This window comes from Streptomyces sp. NPDC047869 (genome assembly GCF_040704065.1).
Lineage (GTDB): Bacteria > Actinomycetota > Actinomycetes > Streptomycetales > Streptomycetaceae > Streptomyces.
The window spans coordinates 1-26999 of record NZ_JBEYRK010000050.1 but is presented as its reverse complement, the minus strand read 5'-3'; the positions used below and the strand labels follow the sequence as shown (position 1 = coordinate 26999).

The 26999-nt window shown below is 69.6% G+C and carries 25 protein-coding genes and 3 pseudogenes; 15 read left to right on the top strand and 13 right to left on the bottom strand.

From position 1 onward, the window contains the following. Positions 1 to 308: 308 nt before the first annotated feature. Positions 309 to 1307, bottom strand: coding sequence for a YafY family protein (locus AB0924_RS37235; RefSeq protein ID WP_366913849.1), 999 nt, complete (start codon positions 1305 to 1307; stop codon positions 309 to 311). A gap of 94 nt (positions 1308 to 1401) precedes the next feature. Between AB0924_RS37235 and AB0924_RS37230 the strand changes: the two genes are divergently transcribed. From AB0924_RS37230 to AB0924_RS37215, 4 genes are all read left to right on the top strand, one after another. Further along, positions 1402 to 1800: a VOC family protein gene (locus AB0924_RS37230; RefSeq protein WP_358940203.1), complete on the top strand. Its 399-nt coding sequence runs from the start codon at positions 1402 to 1404 to the stop codon at positions 1798 to 1800. 106 nt (positions 1801 to 1906) lie between these two features. Continuing rightward, a complete protein-coding gene (locus AB0924_RS37225) occupies positions 1907 to 2059 on the top strand; it encodes a hypothetical protein (protein ID WP_366913848.1) in 153 nt (50 codons plus the stop codon). A gap of 106 nt (positions 2060 to 2165) precedes the next feature. Further along, complete coding sequence (locus AB0924_RS37220) at positions 2166 to 2462, top strand: hypothetical protein (RefSeq protein ID WP_366913847.1); 297 nt, start codon at positions 2166 to 2168, stop codon at positions 2460 to 2462. 171 nt (positions 2463 to 2633) lie between these two features. Further along, positions 2634 to 2804: a hydrophobic protein gene (locus tag AB0924_RS37215; protein WP_070029835.1), complete on the top strand. Its 171-nt coding sequence runs from the start codon at positions 2634 to 2636 to the stop codon at positions 2802 to 2804. Between the two features lie 810 nt (positions 2805 to 3614). Here the strand turns inward: AB0924_RS37215 and AB0924_RS37210 are convergent. From AB0924_RS37210 to AB0924_RS37200, 3 genes are all read right to left on the bottom strand, one after another. Then, the gene (locus AB0924_RS37210) at positions 3615 to 4790 is read right to left on the bottom strand and encodes a hypothetical protein (protein WP_366913846.1); all 1176 of its coding nucleotides are present in this window, start codon (positions 4788 to 4790) and stop codon (positions 3615 to 3617) included. A gap of 463 nt (positions 4791 to 5253) precedes the next feature. Beyond that, positions 5254 to 5628, bottom strand: a complete 375-nt coding sequence (locus tag AB0924_RS37205; RefSeq protein ID WP_366913845.1) for a hypothetical protein — start codon at positions 5626 to 5628, stop codon at positions 5254 to 5256. Positions 5629 to 5708: 80 nt separating this feature from the next. Then, positions 5709 to 6458: an IclR family transcriptional regulator C-terminal domain-containing protein gene (locus AB0924_RS37200; RefSeq protein WP_358940199.1), complete on the bottom strand. Its 750-nt coding sequence runs from the start codon at positions 6456 to 6458 to the stop codon at positions 5709 to 5711. A gap of 113 nt (positions 6459 to 6571) precedes the next feature. Between AB0924_RS37200 and AB0924_RS37195 the strand changes: the two genes are divergently transcribed. The 6 genes from AB0924_RS37195 (at position 6572) to AB0924_RS37170 (ending at position 12593) form a co-directional block, all read left to right on the top strand. Next, positions 6572 to 7870, top strand: a complete 1299-nt coding sequence (locus AB0924_RS37195) for an aromatic ring-hydroxylating dioxygenase subunit alpha (RefSeq protein WP_366913844.1) — start codon at positions 6572 to 6574, stop codon at positions 7868 to 7870. Beyond that, positions 7870 to 8334 (top strand): aromatic-ring-hydroxylating dioxygenase subunit beta, encoded by a 465-nt coding sequence (locus AB0924_RS37190; RefSeq protein WP_366913843.1) that lies wholly within the window; start codon positions 7870 to 7872, stop codon positions 8332 to 8334. The genes AB0924_RS37195 and AB0924_RS37190 overlap by 1 nt, the downstream gene beginning before the upstream one ends. Beyond that, positions 8331 to 9305, top strand: a complete 975-nt coding sequence (locus AB0924_RS37185) for a 4-hydroxythreonine-4-phosphate dehydrogenase PdxA (RefSeq protein ID WP_358940196.1) — start codon at positions 8331 to 8333, stop codon at positions 9303 to 9305. The genes AB0924_RS37190 and AB0924_RS37185 overlap by 4 nt, the downstream gene beginning before the upstream one ends. A gap of 1 nt (position 9306) precedes the next feature. Beyond that, positions 9307 to 10314, top strand: coding sequence for a 2Fe-2S iron-sulfur cluster-binding protein (locus AB0924_RS37180; protein ID WP_366913842.1), 1008 nt, complete (start codon positions 9307 to 9309; stop codon positions 10312 to 10314). A 23-nt stretch (positions 10315 to 10337) separates the two neighbouring features. Continuing rightward, positions 10338 to 11708 carry an MFS transporter gene (locus AB0924_RS37175; RefSeq protein ID WP_366913841.1) on the top strand — a complete coding sequence of 457 codons (1371 nt, stop codon included), beginning with the start codon at positions 10338 to 10340 and terminating at the stop codon, positions 11706 to 11708. A 357-nt stretch (positions 11709 to 12065) separates the two neighbouring features. Next, positions 12066 to 12593 carry a DinB family protein gene (locus AB0924_RS37170; RefSeq protein WP_366913840.1) on the top strand — a complete coding sequence of 176 codons (528 nt, stop codon included), beginning with the start codon at positions 12066 to 12068 and terminating at the stop codon, positions 12591 to 12593. Between the two features lie 84 nt (positions 12594 to 12677). Here the strand turns inward: AB0924_RS37170 and AB0924_RS37165 are convergent. From AB0924_RS37165 to AB0924_RS37155, 3 genes and pseudogenes are all read right to left on the bottom strand, one after another. Continuing rightward, positions 12678 to 13181 (bottom strand): annotated as a pseudogene (locus tag AB0924_RS37165) (ATP-binding protein); the annotation flags it as partial. A 454-nt stretch (positions 13182 to 13635) separates the two neighbouring features. Then, positions 13636 to 14244, bottom strand: a pseudogene (locus AB0924_RS37160) (restriction endonuclease); the annotation flags it as partial. Between the two features lie 10 nt (positions 14245 to 14254). Continuing rightward, positions 14255 to 14557 (bottom strand): hypothetical protein, encoded by a 303-nt coding sequence (locus AB0924_RS37155; protein ID WP_366913839.1) that lies wholly within the window; start codon positions 14555 to 14557, stop codon positions 14255 to 14257. Between the two features lie 204 nt (positions 14558 to 14761). Between AB0924_RS37155 and AB0924_RS37150 the strand changes: the two genes are divergently transcribed. After that, complete coding sequence (locus tag AB0924_RS37150; RefSeq protein WP_366913838.1) at positions 14762 to 15142, top strand: hypothetical protein; 381 nt, start codon at positions 14762 to 14764, stop codon at positions 15140 to 15142. A 1180-nt stretch (positions 15143 to 16322) separates the two neighbouring features. On the opposite strand, the gene tgmC is transcribed toward AB0924_RS37150, so the two are convergent. The 3 genes and pseudogenes from tgmC to AB0924_RS37135 form a co-directional block, all read right to left on the bottom strand. Continuing rightward, on the bottom strand, positions 16323 to 17465 hold the full coding sequence (gene tgmC / locus AB0924_RS37145) for an ATP-grasp peptide maturase system methyltransferase (RefSeq protein ID WP_366913837.1): 1143 nt from the start codon (positions 17463 to 17465) through the stop codon (positions 16323 to 16325). Positions 17466 to 17696: 231 nt separating this feature from the next. Continuing rightward, positions 17697 to 18503, bottom strand: a complete 807-nt coding sequence (locus AB0924_RS37140) for an aminoglycoside phosphotransferase (protein ID WP_366913857.1) — start codon at positions 18501 to 18503, stop codon at positions 17697 to 17699. Between the two features lie 101 nt (positions 18504 to 18604). Next, positions 18605 to 18703, bottom strand: a pseudogene (locus AB0924_RS37135) (transposase); the annotation flags it as partial. Between the two features lie 447 nt (positions 18704 to 19150). Here AB0924_RS37135 and AB0924_RS37130 point away from each other — a divergent pair. Then, positions 19151 to 19495: a hypothetical protein gene (locus AB0924_RS37130; RefSeq protein WP_366913836.1), complete on the top strand. Its 345-nt coding sequence runs from the start codon at positions 19151 to 19153 to the stop codon at positions 19493 to 19495. Positions 19496 to 19722: 227 nt separating this feature from the next. Here the strand turns inward: AB0924_RS37130 and AB0924_RS37125 are convergent, their stop codons facing one another. The 3 genes from AB0924_RS37125 to AB0924_RS37115 all read right to left on the bottom strand — a co-directional run bounded on the left by AB0924_RS37125 (position 19723) and on the right by AB0924_RS37115 (position 21505). Then, the gene (locus AB0924_RS37125; protein WP_366913835.1) at positions 19723 to 20178 is read right to left on the bottom strand and encodes a hypothetical protein; all 456 of its coding nucleotides are present in this window, start codon (positions 20176 to 20178) and stop codon (positions 19723 to 19725) included. A 26-nt stretch (positions 20179 to 20204) separates the two neighbouring features. Further along, positions 20205 to 20438, bottom strand: a complete 234-nt coding sequence (locus AB0924_RS37120) for a heavy metal-associated domain-containing protein (RefSeq protein ID WP_366913834.1) — start codon at positions 20436 to 20438, stop codon at positions 20205 to 20207. Positions 20439 to 20755: 317 nt separating this feature from the next. Continuing rightward, positions 20756 to 21505 carry a hypothetical protein gene (locus AB0924_RS37115; RefSeq protein WP_366913833.1) on the bottom strand — a complete coding sequence of 250 codons (750 nt, stop codon included), beginning with the start codon at positions 21503 to 21505 and terminating at the stop codon, positions 20756 to 20758. Between the two features lie 482 nt (positions 21506 to 21987). Here AB0924_RS37115 and AB0924_RS37110 point away from each other — a divergent pair, with 482 nt between their 5' ends. The 3 genes from AB0924_RS37110 to AB0924_RS37100 all read left to right on the top strand — a co-directional run. Continuing rightward, positions 21988 to 24723: an AAA family ATPase gene (locus tag AB0924_RS37110; protein WP_366913832.1), complete on the top strand. Its 2736-nt coding sequence runs from the start codon at positions 21988 to 21990 to the stop codon at positions 24721 to 24723. A gap of 577 nt (positions 24724 to 25300) precedes the next feature. After that, positions 25301 to 25639 (top strand): hypothetical protein, encoded by a 339-nt coding sequence (locus AB0924_RS37105; RefSeq protein WP_366913831.1) that lies wholly within the window; start codon positions 25301 to 25303, stop codon positions 25637 to 25639. A 457-nt stretch (positions 25640 to 26096) separates the two neighbouring features. After that, the coding region (locus AB0924_RS37100; protein ID WP_366913830.1) for a hypothetical protein at positions 26097 to 26999 on the top strand (903 nt) is incomplete at its 3' end.

Below are 26999 nucleotides of genomic sequence, written 5' to 3'. Positions count from 1 at the left end.
CTCGCGCGTGGCCGCCGGGAGGGAACGCCGGCGCCAGGCCCCTGTCCACTGCCCCGGCACGCACCAGGGCGGTCAGACCGTAGCGGGCAGCCGCCCGGCTGATCAGTGACGCGGTTGTTTCGGCTGTGACGTGTCTCCGGCGGGTCTGCCGGCTTCCTTCGCTTCCCGGGTGGGCTGACGAAGGCGACGCCCGGGGGAGCTTCGCCGGTAACTCGGTTACGGGAAGACCGAACAGCGGGGTGCTGGTCGAGGTGGCAGAAGCGATCAAGGACGCCGGCCTCGGACACTTTCCACTCACTCCCTCACTGTCAGGCCTGGCGGGCGGAGGACGTGAGGCGATCGGCGAGCGCGATGACCAGGTCGCGCAGCTCATCGGGGCGCTCGATGACGAAAGGCCGGTCGAGTGAGGCGAGTACGAGAGGCAGCCAGTCGAGCCGCTCCACTCGCAGCTCGACGCGTAGCCAGCGCTCGGTCGCCCGCTCCTCGCCTGCCAGGGGCGCGTACTCTTCCAGGCGCGCGACGCTGGCGGGAAGGTGGGCGCGGATCTGCTCAACCGTCCCCTGGATTCGCAAGGTCACTTGATGCCGGTACTCGGCCGTGGCGAACGCTGACAACACCCGCTGCGCCGGACCGGGACCCGCGGGCGCTTCGAATGAGCCGGGCAGGGTCCTCGGGTCTGCGATGCGATCGAGCCGGAAGGTCCGGTCCTCGCCGATCTGGGCGTCCTTGCCCGTGACGTACCACCGGCCCGCATGAGCGACGATCCCGTACGCGTGCAGCGTCCGCTCGCTACGCCGTCCGTCGCGGTCGATGTAGCGGATCGCCACCGGCCGGCGGCGGCGTACCGCATCGGCGATGGTGAGCAGGACCTCAGCGTCCGGGGTGTCCAGGGTTTCGAACCCGCCGGACTGTTCCGTGAAGGCGAGAGCCTCCACGAGTGTGTCGAGCCGACGGGCGATGTGCCTGGGCAGCACCCGCCGGATCTTCGCCGACGCCGTCTCGCTTGCCGTGCGCTCCGCCGTCGTCAAGCCCGCTCGACGGCCTGCGACCAGAGCGAGCAGCACGGCCAGCGCCTCGTCGTCGCTGAGCATGAGCGGAGGCAAGCGGTACCCGGGGGCGAGCCGGTACCCGCCGTAACGGCCCCGCACCGATTCCACGGGCACGTCCAGGTCGGTCAGCTGGCCCACATACCGCCGCACCGTTCGCCCCTCCACGCCCAGCCGGTCGGCGAGTTCGGCCACGGTCCGGGTGCCGCCCGACTGCAGCAGCTCCAGGAGTGTCAGCACGCGGCCGGTGGGTCGAGGCATGTTCGCAAACCTAGCGCGAATACAGGACCGATTCTGTCCACTATTCCTCCTAGCCTGCGACATGCACGCCTACAGCGCAGCCAAGGAGACTTCCGTGGACTTCATCTCGATCCGCATCATCACCAGCGACGTGGCACGCCTCGTCGCGTTCTACGAGCGAGCCACACAGACGCAGGCGATATGGGCCACCGAGGACTTCGCCGAACTCAGGACCGCGGGCGCCACCCTCGCGATCGCCGGCACCCGCACTGTCCCACTGTTCGCCCCAGGCTCTGCTCGCCCGGCGGACAACCACAGCGTCATCACCGAGTTCCTCGTCGACGACGTGGACCGCGTGCACCAGAACCTGACCGGCTTCGTCACCGACTTCGTCAACGAGCCCACCACGATGCCCTGGGGCAACCGGTCGCTGCTGTTCCGGGACCCCGACGGCAACCTCATCAACTTCTTCACCCCCGTCACCCCAGCGGCCATGGAGAAGTTCGCGCGCTGACGTCACACGCAGGCGCTCTCGCGGCAGCCCGTTCCGCACATGCCCTACCGCCGCTGCACGGTGCAATGGGTGCGACAGACGGCGGACGTGAGAACCGAGGTGTCCGGTGGCTTCACTCACCCCGCTTCAGCTGCGAGGGCGTGCCGCCGACCTGGTGGCCAGGACCATCGTGGCACCCTTCCCGTCGGCTCGCTTCGCGCGCGGCATGATCCCGGAGCTGGAGACCGAGACGAGGGTCCTCGGCCCCAGGGACGTCTGACGTCATCACACGCCTCTTGCCCCTCGGACCGCTGGCCGGCGGTGCCGTGGGCCAGCCGGACAGCGGCGAAGAACTCGTTGTCGGTGGTGACTGGAACGCTGGTCGTATGAACGGCGATGAGCAGTTGCTGCGCGGCCGGGTCTACGGCTGCGACCACGACGACCCCGATCCAGGGCCACTTCCCGCACGGACGTACGTCACGCTCGTCGGCGGACCCTTGGACGGTCTGCTGCTGGACATCACCGGGTGGACGCCGGAGGAAGTCGACGGAGGCGTCGCCTTGGCCACCGAGCTGTCGCGGTGGCCCGGCGGCCGCGCCCTGTACGACCCGAGCGCCGATGGACCGCGCGCACCGGGCCCAGGAGCGGCCTGTCGTTTCTACTATTCCGGCGACGCACCCTGACCACAGGCCCGCGGACGGCAGTTCGAGAGTCGGTGCTGCGGTGCGTGAGGGGCAGGGCTGGGGGAACCATGCAGTGGCGCGCATATGCCCGGTACTTCGCAGAAGTAACTCACATTTTGTGTGCTTGTAGGGGTGAGGTAAGGGCATCCGGTGGCCAGGAGGTTGATAGCTATGGTTCCCCTGCTTCTGGTTCTTCTGCTGGCTCTGATCCTCTTCGGTGCGGGTTTCGCGCTGAAGGCGCTGTGGTGGATCGCGGTGATCGTGCTGGTCGTGTGGCTGCTGGGCTTCGTCGTCCGGTCCGCGGACGGCACCGGCCGCAAGGGCCGCTGGTACCGCTGGTAGACGAGAAGGCACCTGGCGCGATGAGCGCGCCACGCGTGAGTGGGGCCCGGCCGGATACGGCCGGGCCCCACTCACGTAAGAAGACTTTCTGCGCGGGCGGTTGGGAGGGATCGGGCGTATCGGACGCATCGCGGGGTACGTGAGGGCATGCACCGGCCTCGCAGACCCAGCAGTGGAACCCTGCTCCTCCTGTCTGCGGGGCCGCTGTGCACGGTCTCGGCGTCTGGACGGCCGTCCCTGTGCAGGTCGGGCTCAGCTTCCGAATCCCGGCCCAGGGACCCGCACCCTGGCCGGCGCTCTGCCCGATCGCGTCCCTGAACGCGTCGTACCGGCGCATCAGCAGCTCCCGGCCGGCCGGGCCGGCCATGGACGGCTTGGCCGCCGGTGCCGGCGTAGGCCTTGGGGGTCAGGGCGAGGAGGAACCGGCCGGTGGGGTGGGCGGGGGAGAGGCGGGCGGCGTGGATGGCGTGGACGGCGGCCCAGGAGTGCCCGAAGCGCAGCAGTTCGGTGGCGGTGACGCTCCCATGCCCCGTCACGCCATTCCGGAACGGCGTCCGGGTCCTGAAGCAGGTGTTCGCGGGCGAGGTCGCCGACGGTCACCGACACTCTGTCCGCCAGCGGGCGCGACGCGAACGGTGCCGATCGCCGCTGCACCACAGGGCGAGCACCTGTACGCGATCCCCGCGTCGTGACGATGTCCCGCGTCGTGATGATGTCCCGCGGCAGACGGCCGACGCCTCGACGCGGGCACCCGCACCGGCTCATCGCCCCCGGACCGGGCCAGGCGCCCACGGGCAGATCGGCAGGAGGTCAGTCGGGCCGCTGGGCGCGGCGACGGCGCTGGATGAGCAGCACGCCGGCTCCCACCGCTACCGCCGCAGCAGCCACGCCGGCGGCCGGCAGCGCCGAGGAGCCGGTCTCCGCGAGGTTGCCGCCGCTCGTCGTCCCGCTGTTCGCCGTCCCGCCGGTGACCGTGGAGGACGATCCGCCGTCCGAGCCGTTGGTCGAGGTGCCCGTCGAGCCGTTCGAGCCGCCTGTCGATCCGTCGGAGCCGCCCGACCCGTCCGAGCCACCTGCCGAGCCGGAGGAGCCACCGCCCGCGACGTCCAGGGTGATGTCGGCCTGGTCGTTGGCCTTGTCGGGATCGAACGGCCGGGCTTCGGTGCTCAGAGCTATCGACCCTTTGGCGCCGGGCACCCGCTTGTCGATGCGCAAGTCGAAGGTGTAGGTCTCCCCGCTGCCTTCGTAGAGCGACCGCATGCCGCAGACGTACGCTCCCTCCTCGGCCCGGCAGAAGGCGCCGCGCTTGACGACCGACGTTCCGGGGGGAGGAGTGATCACCACACGGACGGCCTTGTCCCCTTCCCTGGGCCACACCCAGGCGGGTCCGGCGTTGGTGAACTTCACCTTCATCGTGACCGTGTCCCCGACGCTCCCCCTCAGTGCGGCACCCGTCACCTGGTAGTCGGCCGTGTTCACGGTGGTGACGGGCACGTCGACGATGCGCGCCGACCCCACGCCCCCGGCCTCCGCCGCAACGAGCTTCACAGGCGATGCGGTTCCCGCCACCGGGTCACTGCCGTTGTCATCAGCTCCCGGATCAGCACTCTCGACACGCAGGCGCAGTTCGTCGTTGAGCGCGCGGTCCAGAGCCGTGACGCGCAGGGGCCTGTCGGTCGTGTAGACGGCGCCGGGTTCCACCGCCTGGTCGAACGCGCACACCGCGGTCCACCGCTCGGGCATCTCGTCGTAGGGCCGCACGTGCTGCACCTGGCAGTTGGAGGGCACCTGGGCGAAGTCGAGTCCTCGGGTGACGGAGTAGGCGACCCACACCTTCTCGGCCGTCACCGCGCCCTTGTTCGCCACGGTGGCCGCAACGTCGATGCCGTCTCCCGGCCTCAGCCCGCTGACCGGCGCGATGCCCCCGACGACCAGGTCGGGGGTGTTCTCTTCGCCGTAGGCCGCAGGTGCGGTGGCCAGTGCCATAAGACCTGCTGCGCCGAGGGCGGCGACAGAAGACCGGAAGGTGCGACGGGCTGGTGAGGGTGCCGGCACGGAGAAATCCTTTGCTGGGGGCGCGAGTGAACGGACGGTGTCTCCGAGGGGACAGTCCCCGCTCGCTAGACTCCTGCCGATCGCGAACGGTTGCCCATCCGGCGCAGGGCAACCGCTGCCAGCCCGTCGGCGCTGCCGCCTTTGGTGGAGCGTGCGCGTTTGCGTGAGGCTGCAGGGGGTCAGTCAGGCGGGTCTGGCCCGCCCGTCGTGCCGCCTGGCCGCGCATCGCCCTCCGGGTACCGGCGCACGGGCGCACGGGCCGCCACGTCAGCCGCGAGCATGGGTATGCACCACCCGCGCCGCCCGGTCTCCGGCCTACGCGCCCGGTGGAAGCCGCGATCCCGCTCTCGATGACTTCGACGACGTGGTGGACAAGTGGCTGCAGTACACCGCCTCAGCTGACCGCAACAGATTCTGATCCCGCGGTTACAGGAGAAGCTTTGGGAAAACAGCTGCCAATGCCATGCGCAGGCGAGCCCGACCCCCTGACCAGCAGGTCAACCCTGTTGGTACGCGTGGCCGCAGGCCTGGAGCCTTCATACGTCCTCCTCAACGAGGACGGGGGCAGGTCATCCATGTCGGCGCCCTCACTGAGCTCTTCGTCCTCCTCCTCCCGCAGCGCCAACAGCATCGCCTCACCCACGATGCGCCCCTGCCTCTCCAGGTGCAGCGCCTGTCCCGCGCATGGCAGCGCGGCCAGCAACAACAGCGCGTCACGGAGGTTGGCGCCGACGATCCCCGCGGAGCCCTTGGAGTCGGCGAACAGCACGGGCCGATCCTCGCCATCACCGGCCCCGCAGAAGAAGTAGGTGCCGCCTCCGCCGTGACAGGTTGCCCGGATCCCGTCTCCTACAGCTTCCGGCCGAGCGCTGCCGCGTGCTGCTGCATCACCGGGGCGACCCGGTCGCGGAGTTCATCGACGGTGACGCGGGAGCTTGCGGCGCTGAGCGAGATGGCGCCGACCAGTTGGCCGGCCGGATCGTGGACCGGTACAGCGATGGAGAGCAGCCCGAGTTCGAGTTCCTCGGAGTTGATCGCCATGCCTGCGGCGCGGACAGCCCGGACGCGGTCTTCGACTTCGGCGGCCGTGGTGGGGGTCCCTGGGGTGCGTGCGGGAAACGGAGCGGCGGCGAGGTAGCCGGTCAACTCGGTTGAGTCCAGGGCGCCGAGCAGAACCTGTCCGGTGGAGGAGGCGTAGAGGGGGAGCCGGGCGCCGACACGTATGCCGTTGTCGATGAGCCGGGTGCCTTCGCTGCGCGCGATGAACAGTGATTCGTTGTCGTAGCGCACGGCCAATGAGGCGGACTCGTCGGTTGCGTCGCGGATGGCGGCGAGGTGCGGCTGGGCGAGTTGGGGAAGCGCGGCGGACTCGCCGTAGGTGGCGCCGATGCGCAGTACGCGGGGAGTGGGCGCGAAGAACTTCCCGTCGAAGGTGACGTAGCCGAGCTCGGTGAGCGTGTTCAGGCAGCGGCGTGCCGTTGCCCGGCTCAGGCCGGTGGCGCGGGACGCATCGCTGATGGTGAGCCGGGGAGTGCTGTCCCCGAATGCCTCGAGGACCGCGAGTCCCTTGGCAAGTCCTGCCATTCCTTCGACGGCCATGCGGCCTCCCCCTTGACAGATGTGACTGCTGGCAAATCTACTGGCGCTCTGTTCGGATAGCGAGCAAACGTTCGCATAGCGAACGAGGGTTGTCAAGCACTGGAGGTGCACGCATGAGCGCACGGAACACGGGGGCGGGTGCTCCGGCCCCGGCCGGGATTTCGGAGCGCCGCTGGCCCGAGTCCCTGACCGAGGTGCCGTACTGGGTCTTCCAGGACGAGGACGTCTACCGGGCCGAGCAGGAGCGGATATTCCACGGCCCGATGTGGAACTACCTCTGCCTCGAGGCCGAGCTGGCCGAACCGGGCGACTTCTGCGCCACCTTCATCGGCGAGCAGCCGGTGCTCGTGACCCGCGACCACGACGGCCAGATCTACGCCTTCGAAAACCGGTGCGCCCACCGCGGCTCGCTGATCGCCATGGAGCACTACGGCCACACCAAGGACTTCACCTGCGTCTACCACGCCTGGACGTACAACCTTCAGGGTGACCTCACCGGTGTCGCCTTCGAAGAGGGCATCAACGGCAAGGGCGGCATGTCGCCGGAGTTCTGCAAGGCCGCCCACAGCCCCCGGCGGCTGCGGCTGGCCAATGTGCACGGCTTGGTCTTCGGCAGCCTGGACAACGACGTGCCGGAGATCGAGGAGTACCTCGGCCAGGAGATCCTCGACCGGATCGAGCGGGTCCTCGGCGGCCGCAAGCCGGTCGTGCTGGGCCGGTTCACCCAGAGCCTGCCGAACAACTGGAAGCTGTACATGGAGAACGTCAAGGACTCCTACCACGCCAGCATCCTGCACCTGTTCTTCACGACCTTCGGGCTCAACAAGCTGAACCAGAAGGGCGGCATCATCGTCTCGGAGAACGGTGGCCACCACGTGAGCTGGGCGGCCATCAATTCAGAGGCGGAGGCCGCGGCGCACTACAAGGACCAGAAGATCCGCTCCGACTCCGAGTACCAGCTCGAAGACCCGTCGCTGGTCGACAGCTTCAGCGAAGTCGGGGACGACATCACGCTGCAGATCCTCTCGGTCTCGCCCGGCTTCGTACTCCAGCAGATCCAGAACTCCGTCGCCGTACGCCAGGTGCTGCCGACCGGGGTCGACTCCACCGACCTCCACTGGACCTACCTCGGCTTCGAGGACGACACCGAGGAGCAGCAGCTGATCCGCCTCAAGCAGTCCAACCTGGTCGGTCCGGCCGGCTATGTCTCCATGGAGGACGGCGCCATCGGCGGCTTCGTGCAGCGGGGCATCACCGGGGCGAGCAAGGAGTTCGCGACCGTTCAGATGGGCGGTGACCAGGCGGTCTCCAGCGAGAGCCGGGTCACCGAGGCTTCGATCCGCGGCTTTTGGAAGGTCTACCGCGAAGCCATGGGTTTCGCCGTCGGCGCGGGCAAGGGAGCACAGGCCTGATGGATGCGCACAACCTGATCAGCCGGGCCCAGGGGCACTACGTCCGCGCCATCGACGACGGCCCGATCGAGGACTGGCCGGAGTTCTTCGCCGACGACGCCTTCTACAAGGTCACCACGGCGGACAACCACCGGCGCGGGCTGCCGGCCGGGATCATCTGGGCGAACAACAAGGCGATGCTCAAGGACCGGGTCTCTGCGCTGAAGGAGGCCAACATCTACGAGCCGCACGCCTACCGGCACATGCTCGGCCAGCCCGCGGTGCTTCAGGAGAGCGAGGCCGGCGCGACCAGCGAGACCTCGTTCCTGGTCATCCGCATCACCGGGAACGGGCCGACCGATGTGTTCGCCAGCGGCCGCTACCTCGACGAATACGTCTTCGAGGACGGCAGAGCCCTGATCAAGAAGCGGATCGTGGTCTGCGACAGCTCCCGTATCGACACACTGCTGGTACTGCCGCTGTGACCGGGATACCCAGACTGCTGCTCACCACCGGCGATCCGAACGGGATCGGGCCCGAGATCGCGCTCGCGGCGGTCGCCGAGCTTGATGACCAGGCGCCGGTCGTGGTGGGCGACCGTCATGTACTCCAACCGTACGCCGAGCGCGCGGGGCTCGCGCTGCGCGCGGCGCAGCCGGGTGCGGCCGCCGAGCGCGGCGTGTGCGACCTGGTCGACGTCGGCGCTCTGGCCCCCGGTGACCTGGCGGTCGGTCAGGTCACCGCGCCCGCGGGCGCCGCCACCATCGCGTACACCGCCGCAGCGGTACGGCTGGCGATGGACGGCAGTTACGCCGGTGTGGTCGCCTGCCCGCACTCGGAGACGGCCGTCCACCGGGCCGGAATCGCCTTCGCCGGCTACCCGCCGCTGATCGCGGAGCTCACCGGAACCCCGCTTGAGAAGGTCTTCCTGATGCTGGTCGGCGGCGGTCTGCGCATCGCGCACGTCACACTGCACGAGCGGCTGGCCGACTCGCTGGCCCGGCTCACCCCCGAGCTGGTCACCAACGCCGGGCTGGCGCTGCACCGGGCGCTGCGGGCAACTGGCATCGCCGATCCCCGGATCGGCGTCTTCGGGCTCAATCCGCACGCCGGTGAAAACGGCCTGTTCGGCGACGACGACAAGCTGGTCACCGAACCTGCGGTGGCTGCTCTCCGCGAGCTCGGCGTCTCCGCCGAGGGCCCGGTCGGAGCCGACATCCTGCTCGGCGGCGCCCGCCACCACGACGCCTACCTGGCGATGTACCACGACCAGGGGCACATCCCGGTCAAGGTCCTGGCCGGACGTACCGCGGCCGCAGTCACCATCGGTGCCGGTGCGCCGTTCGCCAGCGTGGGCCATGGCCCCGCCTTCGACATCGCCGGGCAGGGCAATGCCGACCCGGGCGCCGTGCTCGCAGCTCTCCGGCTGCTCGCTCCGACCGTTCAGGAAGGCTGAGATGACCTTCACCATCAGTGTCCGCGGCTCTGATATCGCCTTCGGCTGCGAGCCGGGGCAGAACGTCCTGGACGCCGCCGAGGCGGCCGGCTGGGCGATTCCGTACTCCTGCCGCAAGGGCGTGTGCGACACCTGCCTCGGCTCGGTGACCCAAGGCCCGCTGGACATGCCAGGCAGTGGTTCCGTCTGCGGCCCGGCCGAGGTCCGGCTCTGCCGGGCACAGCCAACCGGCGATATCGAGATCGCGCCGCGCCGGATCGCGGCACGGACCCCGCCGGTGCGCAAGCGGCTGACCACAACGGTGTTCCGGCGCCGCCAGGTCGCCCCCGGCGTCACCGTTCTCGAGCTGCGCTACCCCATCGGCCGGCGGACGCCCTTCCAGGCCGGCCAGTTCCTCAACGTCATCCTCGACGACGGCGATACCCGGTCGTACTCGCTGGCCAATGCACCCCAGCACAACGACCTCGCCCAGCTGCACGTCCGGCACGAACCAAACGGCGTGTTCTCAGCCCGGATCCTGCAGCAGCTGGAGTTCCACGACACCGTGGAAATCGAGGCGCCCTTCGGCGAGTTCTTCGTCGAGGACGGCGACGGGCCCCTCCTCCTGCTCGCCACCGGCACCGGGTTCGCACCCATGCGGTCGATCATCCTCGACCACATCGCCCGGCGCCTGACCCGCCCGATCCACCTGTACTGGGGCGCCCGCACCCTCGAGGATCTCTACGCCCGCACCACCCTCCAAGCCTGGACCCGGCGCTACCCGTGGTTCCGGTTCACCCCCGTGCTCTCCCAGCCGCACACCGGCTGGGAAGGCGCCGCCGGTTGGGTACAAGCAGCCGCGATCGCGGACCATCCCGACCTGAGCAGCCACCACATCTACGCCTGTGGCAGCGAAGCGATGACCCGAACCGCCGCCCAGGAGCTGGCGCGCGAGCGCGATGTGGCTTCCGACCGGTTCCACTCCGATGCGTTCGTCCCGGCCCTGGGAGCCCTCGCCAGAGTCGAGTAACCCTTCTCCATGTGGAGTGCATTATGTCCAAAACCACGTCATCCCCGTCCGCCGCCGTATCGGACCCGCCGGGGCCGCTCAAGCTCCCCGGCTTCATCGACGGACGCCGCCCGGGCGGTTTCCAACTACGTACCGTGCTGCTGTGCGGGCTGGTCATGCTGCTCGACGGGTTCGACACCCAGGCGATCAACTACATGGCCCCGGCCATCACCCAGGACTGGGGTGTGTCCAAGGGCACCATGGCCACGATCTTCTCAGCCGCACTGGTCGGCCTGATGATCGGCTATCTGCTGCTGGCCCCGCTCTCCGACAAGTTCGGCCACAAGCGGCTCGTCATGGCGGGAGTCGCAGTCTTCTCGCTCTCCACGCTGGCCTCGGTGTGGGCGCAGAGCCCCGACCAGCTCATGATCATGCGAGTGATCACCGGAATAGGCCTCGGCGCAGCCACCCCGAGCACCATCGCACTCACCGCCGAGTACAGCCCCAAGCGGCTGCGGGCCAGCCTGGTCCTGGCGATCTACTGCGGCTTCTCGCTCGGGTTCGTGGCCGCCAACTACGCCGCCGACTGGCTCATCCCCGCCCACGGATGGCGCTCGGTCTTCGTCGCCGGCGCCGTGCTGCCCCTGGCCCTGCTCCTCGTACTGATCCGGCAGCTGCCCGAGTCGATCTCCTATCTGCTGCGCCGCGGGGAAAACGCCAAGGCGTACGCCCTGTGCCGCCGGATCGACCGGACGCTGCCGGAGACGGACAAGGCGCACATCGAGGCGGAAAGCGCCGGCCCCGGCAAGCGGGTCAAGGTCACCGAGCTGCTCTCGGGCCGCCAGCTGCTCGGCACGGTCCTGCTGTGGGTCGTCTTCGCGATCAACCTGGCGTTGTTCTACGGCCTGCAGAGCTGGATGCCGACCATCCTTGCCGATCGCGGCTACTCCGCCGGCACCCTGGCGACCGCCGCGTCCATGACGACCATCGGCGGCATCGTGATCGCCTTCGTGGTCGGGCCCGCGATGGACCGGCTCGGCGCCTACGGCTCCCTGGGCACCCTCTACTTCGTCGGCTGCGGCTTCCTGGTCCTCATGGGCCTGGCGCTGGGCTCGCCGGTCTGGATGGTCCTGGCGGCGATCTTCCTGGTCGGCTGCGCCGTCAGCGGCGGCCAGAAGAGCGTCATCGCACTCGCTGCGGCCTTCTATCCCGAAGAAGTACGCTCCACCGGTGTCGGCTGGGCGTTGGGCATCGGCCGCGTCGGCGGCATCGTCGGCCCGCTGATCGTCGGAGGCATGCTGGCCGGCGGCATGGGCCACGAGCAGCTGTTCCTGATCCTCGCGGGCCCCACCGCCCTGTGCGGTCTGATCGTCCTGTACCTCGGACACCGCGCGAAGCGACTCAAGACAGCCTGATCCCGGAAACCGGCGCTGCGGGGGCCGGGAGGCCGTGCTGGCCTGTGCCGTCCCCCGCACACGGTGTGCGTGCCGATTATTACGCCCGGGCAGGTCGGGCCGCGTGTGTGGACTCGTGAAGGGACGCCGCCGAGTCGATCACGTCGATGGATGTCCGGCTGGTCGAGTCGGCCGGGTGGCTGTGTCAGCTTGTGAGGGAGTCATTCGGAGGCGATTTCGGGAGTCACCTCGTAGGGCTCAGCAAGATCAATGTCAGTGAGTTTTGATGTCACTGGCTCGCTGGGAGATGGGCGAGAAGCGTGTTCGTCGCCAGCGAAGACGGTCGTGGGCCACGGCTGCTGCTGCCAGGGTGTGCTCATGAATACGACACCGGATGGACGGCCTATCCCTCCCGCGCATGCCGACGAGCGCGCCATGCTGGAAGCATGGCTGGACTTTCACCGTGCGACGCTCGCCCTGAAGTGTTCGGGCCTCAAAGATGATCAATTACGGCTTGCTGCGGCGTCGCCCTCGTCGATGACGCTGCTCGGTCTCGTTCAGCACATGGCTGAGGTGGAGCGCAACTGGTTCCAGCGTGTATTCGCAGGTCAGCACGTGCATCCTGTCTTCGGGGAGAACAACGTCGACGGCTTTGCCCTTCAGCCGGAACGTGGGCTGGACGAGGCGATGGCTGCGTGGCAAGCGGAGGTCGCTCGAGGCCGTGAGCTGATCGCTGAAGCATCGCTGAACGACTCAGGCCGCCTGTCCGAGCAGGAAGCGGGTCACGTCGGTGATCGGGGAGTCTCCCTGCGTTGGATCATGGTGCACATGATCGAGGAATACGCACGTCACAACGGTCATGCCGACCTCATCCGCGAGCAGATCGACGGAGTTACCGGCGCATGAGACGGGCTTGCGCGGTCGGAAGGACCCCGCAAGCGGCCGGCTCCCGCTCTCAGCCGGCGGCGGCCTGCTCGGCCAGGGCCTTGGTGTGGCCAGGCGGTAGGACTCGGTGCCGGTCTGGATGATCGCGCCGTTGAAGGTGAGACGGTCGACGACCGCCGCGCAGAGACGGGGGTCTGTGAAGGTCTTCGTCCAGCCGCTGAAGGACTCGTTGGAAGCGATGGCGACCCTGTCCTTCTCCTCGCGTCCGGTCAGGACCTGCAACAGCAGCTCAGCACCCCACCGATCGAGTTCCATGTAGCCGAGTTCGTCGATGCAGAGAAGGTCGACGCGGCCGTAGCGGGCGATCGTCTTCGACAACTGCTTCTCGTCGGCGGCCTCGACCAGCTCGTTCACGAGCTTGGCGGCCAGCACGTAACGCACCCGGAAGCCCTGCATGGCGGCCTCGGTGCCCAGCGCGATCAGCAGGTGAGACTTGCCGGTGCCGCAGTCGCCGATCAGGCAGAGAGGCTCGCCCTTCTTCACCTACTCGCAGGTCGCGAGCGTGTTGACGGTGGCCGGGTCGACGTTGGGATCGGCGTCGAAGTCGAAAGCGCCTGCCACGACGGCGCTGCCGCCTTCTGAGCAGGCCTTTCATCGGCCAGTTCGCGTGCCGAGACCCGCTCGACGCCCGCGCGCCTCCACCACAAGCAGGAGGGCCACCCGCCCTGCCGAGGGCTCGTGATCGTGCTCGCCGTCGGGCCGAGAATGTAGTTGCCGACAGCGTCCGCCCGCCGTCGCGGCTGGGACGGGTGACGTCGCAGGCACCGGTTCGCGGTGCGATCAGGCGCCAGATGGCGACAGCGCAGCTCTCGAAGTCGCTTTCCCGACCGCGGAAGTGCTCGCGGATGGCGTCGAGGACGGCTTCGTCTTCCCGGTCGCCGGGCAGCTGGTCGGCTCTGGACCGGATGACAGTCGTTGCCGGCGCGAGCAGCGGCATGTAGGTGCGGCCCGTGACCCAGTGCGCCCAAGCTGGAGGGCAGACGCCCTCCAGGGAGCTGCCTCCGTCGAGGACGTGCTGGATCCAGGTCCGGCTGGTGCGAGCGTGGTCTAGAACGGTGAAGCGCGCCCGGTAGTTCTGGAAGCGCTGGCCGGGGTTGGTGCGCCAGATCGCGGCGAGTTCGTCGTCCGATGACAGGGCCGACCCGCTGGGGGCTAGCAGACCGCGGAACCGGATAGCCCGGCCGGAGCTGGCCGCCTTCTCGAACAGGAGGAAGGGCGGTACTGCGGCGAGCCGGTCGGCTTCGGTGCCGTGGGAGGCGGCGAAGGCGTCGCACAGCAGGACATTGCCCCCGCGTGGGGTGCCGTGCAGATCCTGGCCAGGGCGCTTGTTGCCGCCGTAGTAGGTGAACGTGCCTGTCTCTACGTCCAGGTGGTAGGGCCAGTCGGCATCGGCACCGGTGGCGTAGAGGACGGCAAGACGCACGTTCTTCCTCGTCGGCCAGCCCTTGTAGCGGAACCCTCCTTGATTGCCAACGCCCTTGAACAGGCGCGCTATCGGGTCGTCTGCAGTGCCCCCACTGGACCCGCCGGCGTAGAGGGCGTCTACCGCCAGGTCGGCGGTCTCCAAGTCCTCGAAGGCGACATGCGCCTCGGGGGCGGCGGCGGGAGTCATGGAGGTAGGTCTAGAGCACATGCTCGGGCGGCGCGGACCGGACCCGCTCCAGTTCCTCGTCGACGGTGGGCGAGGACCCGCAGGGGTGCGGACTGAGGAAGTCGGGCACATACCCGGACCCGTCCAGGCCGAGTTCGGACAGCAGCGGCAGCCGGGTCCTGCGCAGCACGCGCCGGGCGCGGGCAATCCACGGATCGGCCTCAGGGGCCAGTTGCAGACCCCAGGGCAGCAGCGTCGCGACGACCTCATGCAGCGGCGAGACGGCGAAGCGGGAACGGGCGAGCCCGACGGCGTTCACGGTGAGCTCGATCATGCCCCCCCCGCTGTCCGGACGCGCGGTCCCGCGACCACAACCCTTCGAACCTCATCGAATCGTGGCACAAGACGTCGCGGTGGTGCGCCCGATGAGCGCAGGCTGATGGCTCACCGTTCAGTGGCCGATGGAGCCACCTATGGCGATACGGAAACCAACGGGCAAACTGGCTCACTTCCGCATGTCAGAAAGGGAGACGTGAAGTTGCGCAAGCACTTGACCGTAGGCCTGCTCTCCGCTGCGTTCATCGGCAGCACTCTGATAGTCGCGCCGACCGCCCAGGCCGCAGTCACGTCCTGCTACGGCAGCGCGAAGTCGTACACGAAACCGACAGGTGCCAGGTGGTACCCCACCACTGGCCGACTCACCACGACGAGCAACTGCGCCGACATCAACATCAAGACCAACCAGTCCGCCTATGTGGAGGTGTGCTTCTACCCGACGTCAGGGGGCAGTACATGCAACTCCTACAAGTACGCGCCGGCGGGTCAGTGGACCGTGGTAGCCACTGGTGTCAAGGACGGCACCCAGTTCCAGTTCTACTTCGCCTCGGACGCGTATAGCTCCGGCGTCTGGGCCGGCTAACGGTCCCAACGTGTCGGCAGTAGGCAGCCGTTGGTCAACGGCTGCCTGCTGCTCCGCGCGTGGTGGCTTACCCACCTGACGGCCGGTTCCGTTGTCGGACTGCCCATTGCATCTCTCCTCGGCGGCTGTACAGGGCCGCGTTAGCACGGGTACCGGTCCTGGCCGAGCGGCCTACTGCATGCTCCAGCGGTGCGGGGTGGCCGGGTTCATCCGGGCAGGCCAAGATGTCGACTCGGCCCCAGCGCCCCACGGCGACCTCGGTCGGCTCAGCGGACTGGTGGGTGGCGAGGCCCTGTTCCTTCAGTGGCTTCCAGCTGCCGCTGCCGCCGTCCCATTCCGAATTGTCGACGGTCAGCAGCAAGTGCATCGGCGCCGTCCCCCCGGGACATCGGTCGTCAAGCGCGCCACCTTCTGCCGGGCCGAGGATGGAGCGTACGTCTGCGGCATGCGGTCGCTCTACGAAGGCAGCGGGGAGTACACCTTCGACTTGCGCATCGACAAGCGGGTGCCCGGCGCCAAACACCGAAGCTCGGCCGTTCGATCCCGACAAGGCCAAACGATCAAGCGGCCTCGGCGGCCTCCGCAAGGCTCCTGCCACCGTGTTCCAGGCCTGCGGCCCAGTCCGCTAGGGGCGCGAGTGGGTCGGCGGCGAGTGCGGGCGCAGGGTCGAACGCGAGGAGCTTAACCATCGCTTCCACCACATTGCTGACCTTTGTCGGGGACACGTCAACGGGTAGCGGGCGCTTGGCCTCAACCTGGCGCTGTCGACATGGAAGAGCTTCTCGGCGATCGCCATCCCCACCGGGCCTCCAAAGGCGATGGTTTCCGACGGCCCACTGGTCACCAGCGCGCTGATGACCCGCACGAGCCCCGGCACCGTCCTGCTCGCCGACTCCGCGCTGCTCCTCGCGCTCGCCTGCTACAGCACACTGAGCCCGGGGCTGCGCCTCATCCCCGACCTGCGCCCCCCCGCGACCGGCGCCGGCACCGGAGCCGAGCCCCCCGGTGCCGGCCGCGGCCGAAGCGTAGGGAACCGGGCGACGAGTGGCAGCCGGTCAGCCGGCCGCCACCCGTACGCGCGTACCCGCAGCAAGCCCACCGCCTGGTTGAGCAGCGCGACCGGCTCCTCTGCGTGCGTCCACGCCCGGCCGTGCAGGAACGTCCGGAACTTCCACTCCGGTCATACCGGCAACCGCCACGAGGGTCCTTCTTCGCTCCCGATCCACACCGTCTGGGCATCGGGCGTGATGGTGATGCCGAAGCAGGATTGGTGGGGGGTGCCGGCTGCCTTCCACTTGGCCAGGGCATCCGTCACCTGGTCCCACAGCGGGATCGGGCCGCGCTGAGTCACCTGTATCCGTCCCTTCTCGTCCGCACCGAAGTAGGCCAGGGAGCCGGTAGCGACATCGGACAGCACCTGGATCTCCCCTCCGCCGAGCCGCTCGGCGGAGGGCGCGGCGAGCTGCGCCACCCACCGGCCTGTCCAGTCATCGAGGAGTACCGGAGGCATCTGGGTGGTCTTGGTCTGGCCGGGCAGCAGGACCAGCGGCGGCCGCGGGGGCCGGCCGTGCGGACGGGCGATCATGAACGAGGTGGTGCCGGGCAGGAACCGTCCGGTGGCGTGCCCGCGGCCGGTGACCGTCAGCTTCACCAGGCCGTACGCGCCCATCCACCCGCCGAGGGTGACCAGCACGGTGCCGCCGTCGCCGACCTGGTCCAGCCAGCCGTAGGGGATGTGCCGCACCGAGCAAGTGGCGATCAGCGCGTCGTAGTCGCCGTCGATGACCGTCGCGTCCAGGCCGTCACCGACGATCAGGGTGGGCGCGTAACCGAGCTGCTTCAGCGCGGCGGCTGCCCGCTCGGCGTTGCCCTCGTCGACCTCGACCGAGGTGACGTTGGCGTCGCCGAGCCGGTGGCAGCCCAGCGCGGTGGAGTAGCCGGTGCCGGTGCCGATCTCCAGCACCCGCTGCCCGCTGGTGACGCCGAGCTGCTGCCACATGCGCAGCACGAGCGAGGGCAGCGTCGACGACGATGTGGGCTCGCCGCCCCTCGGCGCGGTGAGGTCGACCGCGTGTACATGCCCGTCGAGTTGGGTGATCAGTGTGGTGTCGTCGTACACGCCCTCCAACCAGCCCTTGTCGGCCGGTGTGACGGGCTCGTACAGGGTGGGGTGGGTTGCGGGCAGGGCCCGCATGAAGCCGTCGGACAGGAACGCCTCACGGGGCACGTCCCGGGCGGCGCGTTCCCACGCCGGGTCGTCGAGATCACCGGCCGCCTTGAGCCGGTCGGCCAAGGCGTTCCGCAGGGTTTGTGGTGAGGTCACGACAGACCTTTCTGCAGTTGGTCGGCTAGCGCCTGCGCGATCGGTTCGCGGATGTCCTCGGGGAACCACGCCCACTGGCCGTTGGAGTTGCATTCGAGGAACGTCCAGCGGCCCCGGCTGGTGACAGCGAAGTCGAACGCCCCATACAGCAGGCCGCATTCGCGCAGGTCAATCCATCCGATGGCGATTATTCTGGTGCCGTCTCCGCCGCTGGTCCGCGTCCCCCCACCCTCACCTGGCCGGAAAGGTCTTCGCCCAGGTCTCGAAGGCGCTGGCGTGGCGGGCCATAGCCGCCTTCCACGGGGCGCTGTCTGCGCGGGAGATTTCCGCCCAGGCGGCCGCGTTGGCGGCGGTGAAAGCCTGAACGGCCGGCCCGGGCGCGTTGCGCCAGGACGGGAACTGGTGGGCGACGCTGGCTGCTGAGGTGAGCGAGTGACCGGCCTCGAGCAGGCGCAGGATGAGTACGGCTGGGTCGATCCATGCTGCGCCGCGCGTGGGCCACGCCCAGTCGATGAGGTGCGCCCGGTTGTCGATGAGGACGTTGTGCGGGGCGAGGTCGGTGTGCAGCAGGGTGTGCCCGGCGAGCAGGTCGGCGGTGCCGGGCGGGGCGTACATGGCCCAACGCTGCTCTGCGGTCTTGATTGCGATGTCGGTCGGGGCGGTGATCTCCTGCAGCTCCTGGACCGCGTCGACGACCATCGGCAGGTCGGCGGAGCCTGGCGCGTAGTCGGCGTGCCGCCCCTGGAGGACTTCGTACCCGAGGAGGTCCCAGCCGGCTGTCTCGATGTGCCAGTACAGGCGAGGGCAGGAGCGGGGGAGGTGCGGCGCGATGGCGGCCTCGCGGCGCTGCGCCGGCGCCTGGGGATGATCGGAGGGGATGCCCTTGACGAATACAGGGCCGTCGTCGGTGTCGATGAACGCTGCGACCCCCGAGTTCAGGCCTCCCTCGGCGGTGCGGGCGGCGCGGACGGGTCCTGCCTTGTCGGCGATGACCTGGCGCGCTTCGGAGGGGAGGTCGTGGAAGTGGCGGCGGAGCATGGGCACGGCGCTTGTTCCTCGTGGGGGTGGTGAGACGGGACTGCCCCGGCCAGCGTACGGTCGGGGCAGTCGTGTGGAGCGGTTTCTGGCCTAGTGCTGTATCAAGCAGCGTTCGCCCTGCCGACCACCCCGCGCAGGCCTGCGCCGACGGCACGCTTGTTCCGCCAGATGATGTAGCGGCGGATCAGGCTGCCCTGCTGTGCATCGCCATCACCATCGCCTTCAACGCCGACGTCAACGCCCAGGCAGGCGCCTACGCCACCGGCATCCTGGCCATGATGGTCTCCGGCGCCTTCGCCGTCACCGTCTCCGCCGTGCGCCGCGGCCGACGCATGAGCGCCGGGGGCTTCGCCCTGCTGACCCTGGTGCTGGCCTACGCCCTGGTCTACAACATCGTCGACAAACCGGACGGCATCGCCATCTCCGGCTTCTTCATCGCCGGCATCATCGCGGTGTCGCTGATCTCCCGGGTCTCCCGCACCACCGAGCTGCGCGCCGACCGCATCGTCCTCGACGAGGCCGCCCGCCGGTTCGTCACCGACACCCTCGCCTACGACAACTCCATCAACATCATCGCCAACCGCCGTCAAGCGGGCGACGTCGCCGAGTACAGCGCCAAGGAACGCGAACAGCGCGGCACCAACCCGGTGCCCGCCCCCGCCGACGTGCTGTTCCTGGAGATCGACGTGGTCGACCCCTCCGACTTCAGCGACACCCTCACCGTGCACGGCGTCGAGGTCGGCGACTACCGGATCCTGCGCGCGGACGCCCCAGCCGCTCCGAACGCCATCGCCGCGATCCTGCTCGCCCTGCGCGACGCCACCGGTGTCCAGCCGCACTGCTACTTCGCGTGGGCCGAGGGCAGCCCGTTGCGGCACATGTTCCGCTACTTCCTCCTCGGCCGCGGCGACACCGCACCAGTCACCCGCGAGATCATCCGCAAGCACGAGCCCGCCCCGGAACGCCGCCCCGGCATCCACGTCGGCGGCTGACACGGACCCGCGGCATCGGGGGCGACGACCAGTGACCGGCCTGTCCGCGCTCGCCGCGCACCTGGACTACACCGCCCCCGAGCACCGGGAAGACTGCACGGCGGCCGGGTGGGAGCTCGACCTACCGGTTGGACACCGCCATCCGTGAGAGCGCCTACAGCGGCTCCCGCCGCCCGTGTCGGGTTCGGTGAGGCCGCAGGTACCACTGCGTCGCCGGGGTGGGAGCCTCAGCAGTGGGCGTACTCGCGCGGGCGCAGCAGCATGGCCACGGCCATCGCCGGGACCATGAGCAGGTGGCCCCACAGCATCAGGGCGCCGGTGTCGATGAGGTCGAGCGCCAGTGGCACGAACAGCACCAGGAAGGGCACGTACATGGCCGCGCCCATCTCGGCGATGGGCCGCCAACGGTGGCCACGAAACCTCATCCACGCGGACATGGCCACCGTCACGTTCGTCGCCATGATCAGCGCGCCGGAGTACGGGTTGCGCATCAGTCCGGCGGCGCCGAGAACGTCGAGGACGAACATCCACACCGGATGCAGGACCACCATGCCGACGGCCATGGCCGCGACCATCTCGGCATAGTGCAGGGCGAACTTCTTGACGCTCGGGCGGTAGCCGCCCTGCGCCATGGTGTCGGCGGGCGCGGGGGCTGTGCTCGGGGTGGCGGATTCGCTGTGCATGGCATGTCTCCGGGGCAGGGCGCGGGTCACGGGACGAGGGCGTAGCCGGCCTCGTCGACCGCGGCGGCGATGTCGGCGCGGTCGACTGGCTGGGAGGCGGTGACGGTGACGCTGCCGGTGGCGAGGTCGACGGTGACGGACTCGACGCCGGCGACCCTCGAGACCTCCTCGGTGACAGAGCGGACGCAATGTGCGCAGGTCACGCCGGTGACTTCGAAGGTGGTCGAGCCGATGAAGGTGCGGGGTGTACTGGAGAGCAAGGGGAACTCCTCGATGTGTAGTCGGTGGTGGTGCGGTCGGACAGCAGAGTCGGTCCGGGGGCGGGTCCGTCTTACCGGGGAAATCGCCGGGTTCTTCGCCGGGTCCGGCCCGGTCAGTGGTCCTGGGCGTCGGGACCGCGCCCGGTGGCGCCACTGCCGGGCCTGCCACCAGGTACGGCGAACGGGGTGAGGATGGGTGGCCGGCGGTCTTCGCCTCCGCGTCTGCGCGGTCGTCGGCGATTCGACACGTCGTTCACGATTCGGCGCTGTCGCCGGCGATGTCGAAGGGGAGCGGCGCCGCGGGGCCCCTGCGTTCATCAACTGGGCGACGGGGCCTCCGAATCCGGCATTCGCCACGCGGTCACGACCAGCCAGATCATCCATGCCACGTCCAGGACGAACGCCAGCACGATGGCGATGGTCTCCGTTTGCGAGAAACCCCCGGTGCCGACCACCCAGCCCTGCACAAGGTAGGCGAGGCCGGAAAGCCCCATCAGGTGGGGTATCGGCCCCGGGACCCAGGCCGTCCGCGCGGCCGCGACCGCGAATAGGAGCAATGCGAGACCGAGAGCGAAGTCGTGGTAGCTCCTCACTCCCCACTCGAGCCAGCGGATTGCCTCGGCGCTCGCGAAGCGTGCCGTCTTCTCGGCACTCGGGGCGCTCACCCACGCGTTCACGGCCTCCTTGAGGGCGACCCCGTCCACCGCCTGGAGGACGCCGTACAGCGCCAGCGCCGCCACCGCCGAAGCGGCACCGAATCGGCCCGCCCATCTCGCCGTTGCCGCCCGAAGGTCCAGGGCGGAGAACAGGGCGAACAGGCCCGCGAGGAAGACCGCCATGCCTGCGAACTGGCCGAGGTGCACGACCGTCCAGCTCCCGCTGCCGGCGTACTCGCCGAACACGGCGCGGTGGTTGTTCGCGTCCCCGCCGGTGTGGAACTGGGTGACGCCGATGTAGAGGAGTTGTCCCGCGAGCAGCAGAGTGGCGGACAGGCGCAGCGACGTACGAAGGGCCAGGGGTTCGGTGTGCTCGGGGGTGGTGCTGAGGGCGGGCGATGGACTGGACACGGCAGACCTCCGGGTGACGTGCGGAATGGACGGTGCTACGGGACGAGGGCACAGCCCGCGTCGTCGACGGCGGCGGTGCCGACGCCGTCAGAAGCAAGAGTGGGCGCCGAAGTCAGTGCCTCTCACTGGGGAAATCGCCGGGTTTTCCGCCGGGTCGGCCCGGGCAGCAGCACGCCGCGACCACGACGACGGGGCCGCCCCTGGATCAGGGTGCGGGCGCCGGGGCGACGGGGTTGTGCGCGGCCGGCGCATGGGGGGGCCGATGCCCGTCGGTGGAAGCCGCCGGTTCGGCGGCGGGGTGGGCCGACATGGCCCCTGGCTGGAGGCCGGGGCGGTGGTCGGCTGCCACGCTCGCCGCGTGCGTGATCACACACGCGGTCATCTCTCCCGGTCCTGATGAGGGTCTTGATGCGCGTCTTGAGGCCGGTACCTGTCCCGGTCCTGATGCTGATGCTGCTCCTGATCCCGGACTCTTCCGGCACGTGTTCGATAGCATCGGAGCCGTGCTGGTCGGACGGGAACCCGAACGCGCGGCGATCGCCGCCCTGCTCGACGCCGCCCGTGCCGGCAGCGGCGGCTCGCTGGTGGTGCGCGGCGTCGCCGGGGTCGGCAAGTCGACGCTGCTGGCCGACGCCCTGGTAACCGCCTCGGATCTGCGAGTGCTACGCACCTCCGGCGTGGAGTCCGAATCGCCGCTGGCCTTCGCCGCGCTGCAACGGCTGCTGTGGCCGCTGCGCACCTGTATCGACAACCTGCCGGCGCCGCAGGCCGCGGCACTGCGCGCGGCGATGGGCGAGGCCGAGAACGAGGGCGACCGCTTCCTCGCGTTCCTCGGCACGCTGAGCCTGCTCGCCGACGCCGCCGAACAGGCGCCGCTGCTGGTCATCGTCGACGACGCCCACTGGCTCGACGACGCGTCGGCCGCGGCGCTGCTGTTCGCCGCACGCCGGATGCAAGCCGAGCGCGTGGCGTTGCTGTTCGCCGCACGCGACGGCGACGCCCGCCGCTTCGACGCCAGAGACTTGCCCACCGTCACGCTGGGCGGCGTGAGCGGCGCGGATGCCGACACGCTGCTGTCCGCCCATGCCGGGACCGGTATCGACCCGGCGGTGCGCGACCAACTGGTCACGGGTACCGGCGGCAACCCGCTCGCGCTGGTCGAGCTGGCCGGAGTGCTCACCACCGACCAACTGACCGGCCGGGAGCCGCTGCCCGCCCCGCTGCCGCTGACCGACGGCGTGGAGCGCGCCTTCCTCGACCGATACCGCCGCCTGGACGAACCCGAGCAGCGGCTCCTGCTGGTCGCCGCGGCCGACGACACCGCCCGGCTGACCGTGGTCCGCGACGCCGCCGAGCGCCTCGACGCCGCCGATACCGCCCTGGACGCGGTGGAGCGGTCCGGGTTGCTGCGCGTGGACGGCGCTACCGTCGCCCTCTACCACCCGCTGGTGCGCTCGACGGTCTACCGGGCGGCCACCAGCGCACAGCGCCGCGCCGCGCACCGTGTGCTCGCCGAGGTGCTGACCGGCGACCCCGAGCGGCGGGCCTGGCACCTGGCCGCCGCTACCGACCGGCCCGACGAGAACGTCGTCGCCGCCCTCGACGGGGTGGCCGAGCGAGCCGCGGCCCGCGGTGGCCACGAGGCGGCGGCCGCCGCGTGGGCCCGCGCCGCCGAGCTCACCGCCGACGGTGGCGCGCGAGGTCGGCGGCTGTACCTGGCCGCGTCCTCGGCCTGGCTGGGCGCGCACCCCATGCGTGCCTCGGCACTGGCCAACGCCGCCAGGGCGGACGTGACCGATCCATTGCCACGGGCCCAACTGCTCGCGCTGCAGGGGCAGATCGAGTGGAACACCCACTCGCTGAACGACGGCTACGACCTCATTCTGCAGGCCGCCGAGGTCGCCTCCGGCGTGGACACGGCGCTGACGGCTCAACTGGCGATGCTCGCCGCGTCGCTGGCGGCGTTCGGCGCCCGATCCCCGCGCGCGGTGAACCCGACGGCGCTGGTGGCCACGCCCACACCGGACGCGCCGTCCCGCGTGCGGGCCGCCTGGTACCTGCTGCACGGGTTCCAAGCTGTCGTACGCAGCGACTGGACGGCTGCCGCGGAAGACTTCCGGAGCGCGTTCGTCCTCACGGACGCCGACCCGGTCGGCGACCACCTGCTGCAACCCAACCTGGGCATAGCCGCGATGCTGATCGACGACGACGAGCGCGGACTGCGGCTGCACGAGCAGCAGTTGACCACCGCCCGCCGTGCCGGGGCGCTGAACATGGTGGAGCACGCCCTCACCCGAGGCTTCCACTTCCAGATCGCGACCGGGGCCTGGTCGAAGGCCGCCGGTGCCGCCGCCGAGGCACTGCCGCTGGCCGCCGGCACCGGCCACCCGGGGTTGACCGCGCTGCCCACCGCGCAGCTCGCCCTGATCGCGGCGCTGCGCGGAGACGACGCCGCCGACCGGCACTTGGAGAGGGTCACCGAGATTCGCAAGAACCACCCGGTCGGCATCAGCGACAGCCTCGTCGCCGACCTGGCGCTCTGGGGCCGCGGGTTGCGCGCGGCCGCGCAGCCGACGACCGCGCTGCACCACCTCGAACAGATCGAAGGGCTGGCGTGGCGCCGCCTGGCCGCCCTCGACCTGTTCGACGCCGCCGTGCGCGGCGACCGCCCCGACCTCGCCTACGCCTGGCTGACCGAGCTGGAGCGGTTCGCCGCGGGCACCGGTCTGCCGGCCGCGACCGCGGTCGTCGAGCACGGCCGCGCCCTGCTCGCCGACGACGGCGACGCCGAGACGCACTTCCAGCGGGCACTCGCCGCGCACGCCGATTCGCGTCGGCTGCCCGACCGGGCCCGCACCCACCTGGCCTTCGGCGAGCACCTGCGGCGCTCCCGCCGCCGGGTCGACGCCCGCGAGCACCTGCGCACCGCGCTGGCGCTCTTCGAGGACCTCGGCGCCACCCCCTGGGCCGAGCGGGCCGCGCAGCAGCTGCGCGCCTCCGGGGAGACCGCCCGTCGCCGCGACGCCACCACCGCCACCGAGCTGACCCCGCAGGAGTGCCAGGTCGCCGCCCTGGTCCGGCAGGGCCTGTCAAACAGGGACGTGGCCGCGCAGCTGTTCGTCAGTTCACGCACCGTCGAGTTCCACTTGCGGAACTGCTACTCCAAGTTGGGCGTCAGCTCACGCGCCGAGCTCACTGCTCTCCCGCTCGACCTGTGACCGGTACGGCCCCGCAGGTGAACGGGTCGTCCAGTCGTGTACTCGAAGTAGCCGAAGCCGTCGCGCCGGGCGAACGCGGGCAGCCGACCGGACGCCGGCACACTGCCGCTGCCGTCACTCGTCAGGTACATCTCGCGCGCCGCGCACTCGGGATCGGCACAGGACACCTCGGTGTCGGACGCCCGCAGCCCCGCCCGGCGCCACCCTCGGAATCGTCAACCTGCTCAACGACGCCAACGGCAGCTGTGCCGCAAGGCCGACGACCGGCTGATACCTGCCTGTCTCGCCCCGGCCTGCGGAACGCGGCCCGCAGGCTGGAACGTCCCCGCCGGTGACGGTGTGGATGACGGGATGACTCGGGCTCGGGAGCCCTGACGAATGCAGACCTCACGTGGAGGCTGCCCTCCGAACAGGTGAACTGAAGTGCGCCTATCTGGGGGACGCCGCGTGTGAGCGGCATGTCAGCGGTAAGGCCAAGCTCTTGAAAGCTCCTGAGGTTCTCCTGCGGCTTGTGGCCAAGAGGTCCAGGGCGACGGAAACTTCAGGGGGGCGGTAACTCGAGAGGAAGACAACCATCGTGAAGAAGCTTGTCCCCGTCGCTGTGTTCATGGGCCTGGTCCCCGCTCTGCTGGGTGGTGCCTCCACGGCGTCCGCTACAGGCGGCCACTACAGCTGCAGCAACGGCCTCGCCAACGTCGTCACCTGTAACAACACGAACACGGGACCGGTGAGCCTGAAGATCACGGGAAACCGGACGCTCACCGACAACGAGCTCAGCGTGCTGGAGAACAACCTCAACAACACCGCCGTCAACGTGACAGCTCTGAAGAACGTGACGGTCAATACCTACAAGTCTTTCAACCCGAACGTCACGATCAAGAACATCAACGTCTGCATTGCCTCGGTCTGTAGCTAAACCCGCACCCGAACTCCGGGCCCTGTACACCAGGGCCCGGAGTTCCAGTGTGTGTGGCTATGGCCGGCTGATCCGGGCGCCTATCACCAGCGGGTCAGATCCAGCGAACTGAGTCCGAGCCAGCTGGACGCCGCGAGCCTCCTTTCAGCAACTCGCCGCCGCGCGCACCCGCGACTACGACGACGCCGCGGCCACGCTCGCCCTGCACGACCGATGTGGACAAAACTGCGCGAGCATCTCGGCTGACTCGGCACCTCTGCTCCGCTCGAGCCGCCTGCAGAATCCGGGCTGCCCCGATGCCCGGCGCAGGAGTTGCCGCACCCGCTGCCGCACCAATTGCGAGTCTGTACGGTCTTCGGTGCAACTCCCGATCCAGGCACAGACCGCGCCGTCCCCCTGGGGCAGCGGCTCGCGACAACGCACCCCACACAGCAAGAACAGGCAGGAGGAAGCAGCAGTGGAACACAGCGATTCCCCCAAGGTGCTGCCCCAGGTCGCCCGGCTGGTGGCACGCAGCGGGGACCTCAAGAGCGAGCTGGTGGCCTTCGCGCACAGTCCGCGCTTTGCCCGGCGGTTGGATGCCCGGATCGAGGAGGCAGCGGACCGGCTCGGCTTCCTGGACGAGGCGCTGGTCATCGAGACCATCGACCACTTCGTGCTGCAGCACCGGCTGGCGGACGGCTCGAGTGTTCTCGAGCGGTTTACGGCTCAGCGGCGGCCGCCGCTGAGCGAGGACGAGCGGGCGATGCTGCTCGGCTGGCGCGAGGTGGTGGAGGCAGTCTTCGAAGTACAGGACTGCGAAGGGGATGCCGTCGTTCTGCACAACCTGCTCGATGACCTCCTGTACCGGGTCCATTCCAACCTGGGGCGGCGTGCCCTTGGCAAACTGAGCACAGGGATGTTCGTGGCCGGCCGCATCGTGCCCGTCCACCCCGACACGGACGCCTGGCTGGTCACCGGCAACCTCACCACCTACCCACCCGGCGACGGGCCGCAGTTGGCGCAACTCGCCGTCCAGACGCTCACCGCCCATCCGCAGCTGCTGCGCCGCAATCCCGAGATGCTGCGCAAGGCCTGGGAGATGCAGGCCGAAGCCCGCGCCGACTTCATCGAGGTGTTCGGCACCGACGTGCTCGTTCTGAATCCCGGTGAGGCGCCCGTACGGATGCGGGAGTACCACCGTCACCGGCAGGACAAGGCCCTGGCCGAACTCGGCGATGAAACCCCCGCGCAGGCGATCAACGGCAGGCCCTCCCTCGACGAGCTCAGCCGTCTGCCCGAAGAACTCTGCGACGCGGACACCGTCGCCGTGATCTTCGACGAGACCGAAGGCCTGTGCTACTACGCGGACTTCGGCCAC

What these genes read in the sequence shown, in the direction of transcription:
- AB0924_RS37235 (WP_366913849.1), bottom strand. Translation starts at nt 1,307, where the DNA reads ATGCCTCGACCCACCGGCCGCGTGCTGACACTCCTGGAGCTGCTGCAG.
- AB0924_RS37220 (WP_366913847.1), top strand. Translation starts at nt 2,166, where the DNA reads ATGAACGGCGATGAGCAGTTGCTGCGCGGCCGGGTCTACGGCTGCGAC.
- AB0924_RS37215 (WP_070029835.1), top strand. Translation starts at nt 2,634, where the DNA reads ATGGTTCCCCTGCTTCTGGTTCTTCTGCTGGCTCTGATCCTCTTCGGT.
- AB0924_RS37210 (WP_366913846.1), bottom strand. Translation starts at nt 4,790, where the DNA reads ATGGCACTGGCCACCGCACCTGCGGCCTACGGCGAAGAGAACACCCCC.
- AB0924_RS37200 (WP_358940199.1), bottom strand. Translation starts at nt 6,458, where the DNA reads ATGGCCGTCGAAGGAATGGCAGGACTTGCCAAGGGACTCGCGGTCCTC.
- AB0924_RS37195 (WP_366913844.1), top strand. Translation starts at nt 6,572, where the DNA reads ATGAGCGCACGGAACACGGGGGCGGGTGCTCCGGCCCCGGCCGGGATT.
- AB0924_RS37190 (WP_366913843.1), top strand. Translation starts at nt 7,870, where the DNA reads ATGGATGCGCACAACCTGATCAGCCGGGCCCAGGGGCACTACGTCCGC.
- AB0924_RS37180 (WP_366913842.1), top strand. Translation starts at nt 9,307, where the DNA reads ATGACCTTCACCATCAGTGTCCGCGGCTCTGATATCGCCTTCGGCTGC.
- AB0924_RS37175 (WP_366913841.1), top strand. Translation starts at nt 10,338, where the DNA reads ATGTCCAAAACCACGTCATCCCCGTCCGCCGCCGTATCGGACCCGCCG.
- AB0924_RS37170 (WP_366913840.1), top strand. Translation starts at nt 12,066, where the DNA reads ATGAATACGACACCGGATGGACGGCCTATCCCTCCCGCGCATGCCGAC.
- AB0924_RS37155 (WP_366913839.1), bottom strand. Translation starts at nt 14,557, where the DNA reads ATGATCGAGCTCACCGTGAACGCCGTCGGGCTCGCCCGTTCCCGCTTC.
- AB0924_RS37140 (WP_366913857.1), bottom strand. Translation starts at nt 18,503, where the DNA reads ATGCTCCGCCGCCACTTCCACGACCTCCCCTCCGAAGCGCGCCAGGTC.
- AB0924_RS37125 (WP_366913835.1), bottom strand. Translation starts at nt 20,178, where the DNA reads ATGCACAGCGAATCCGCCACCCCGAGCACAGCCCCCGCGCCCGCCGAC.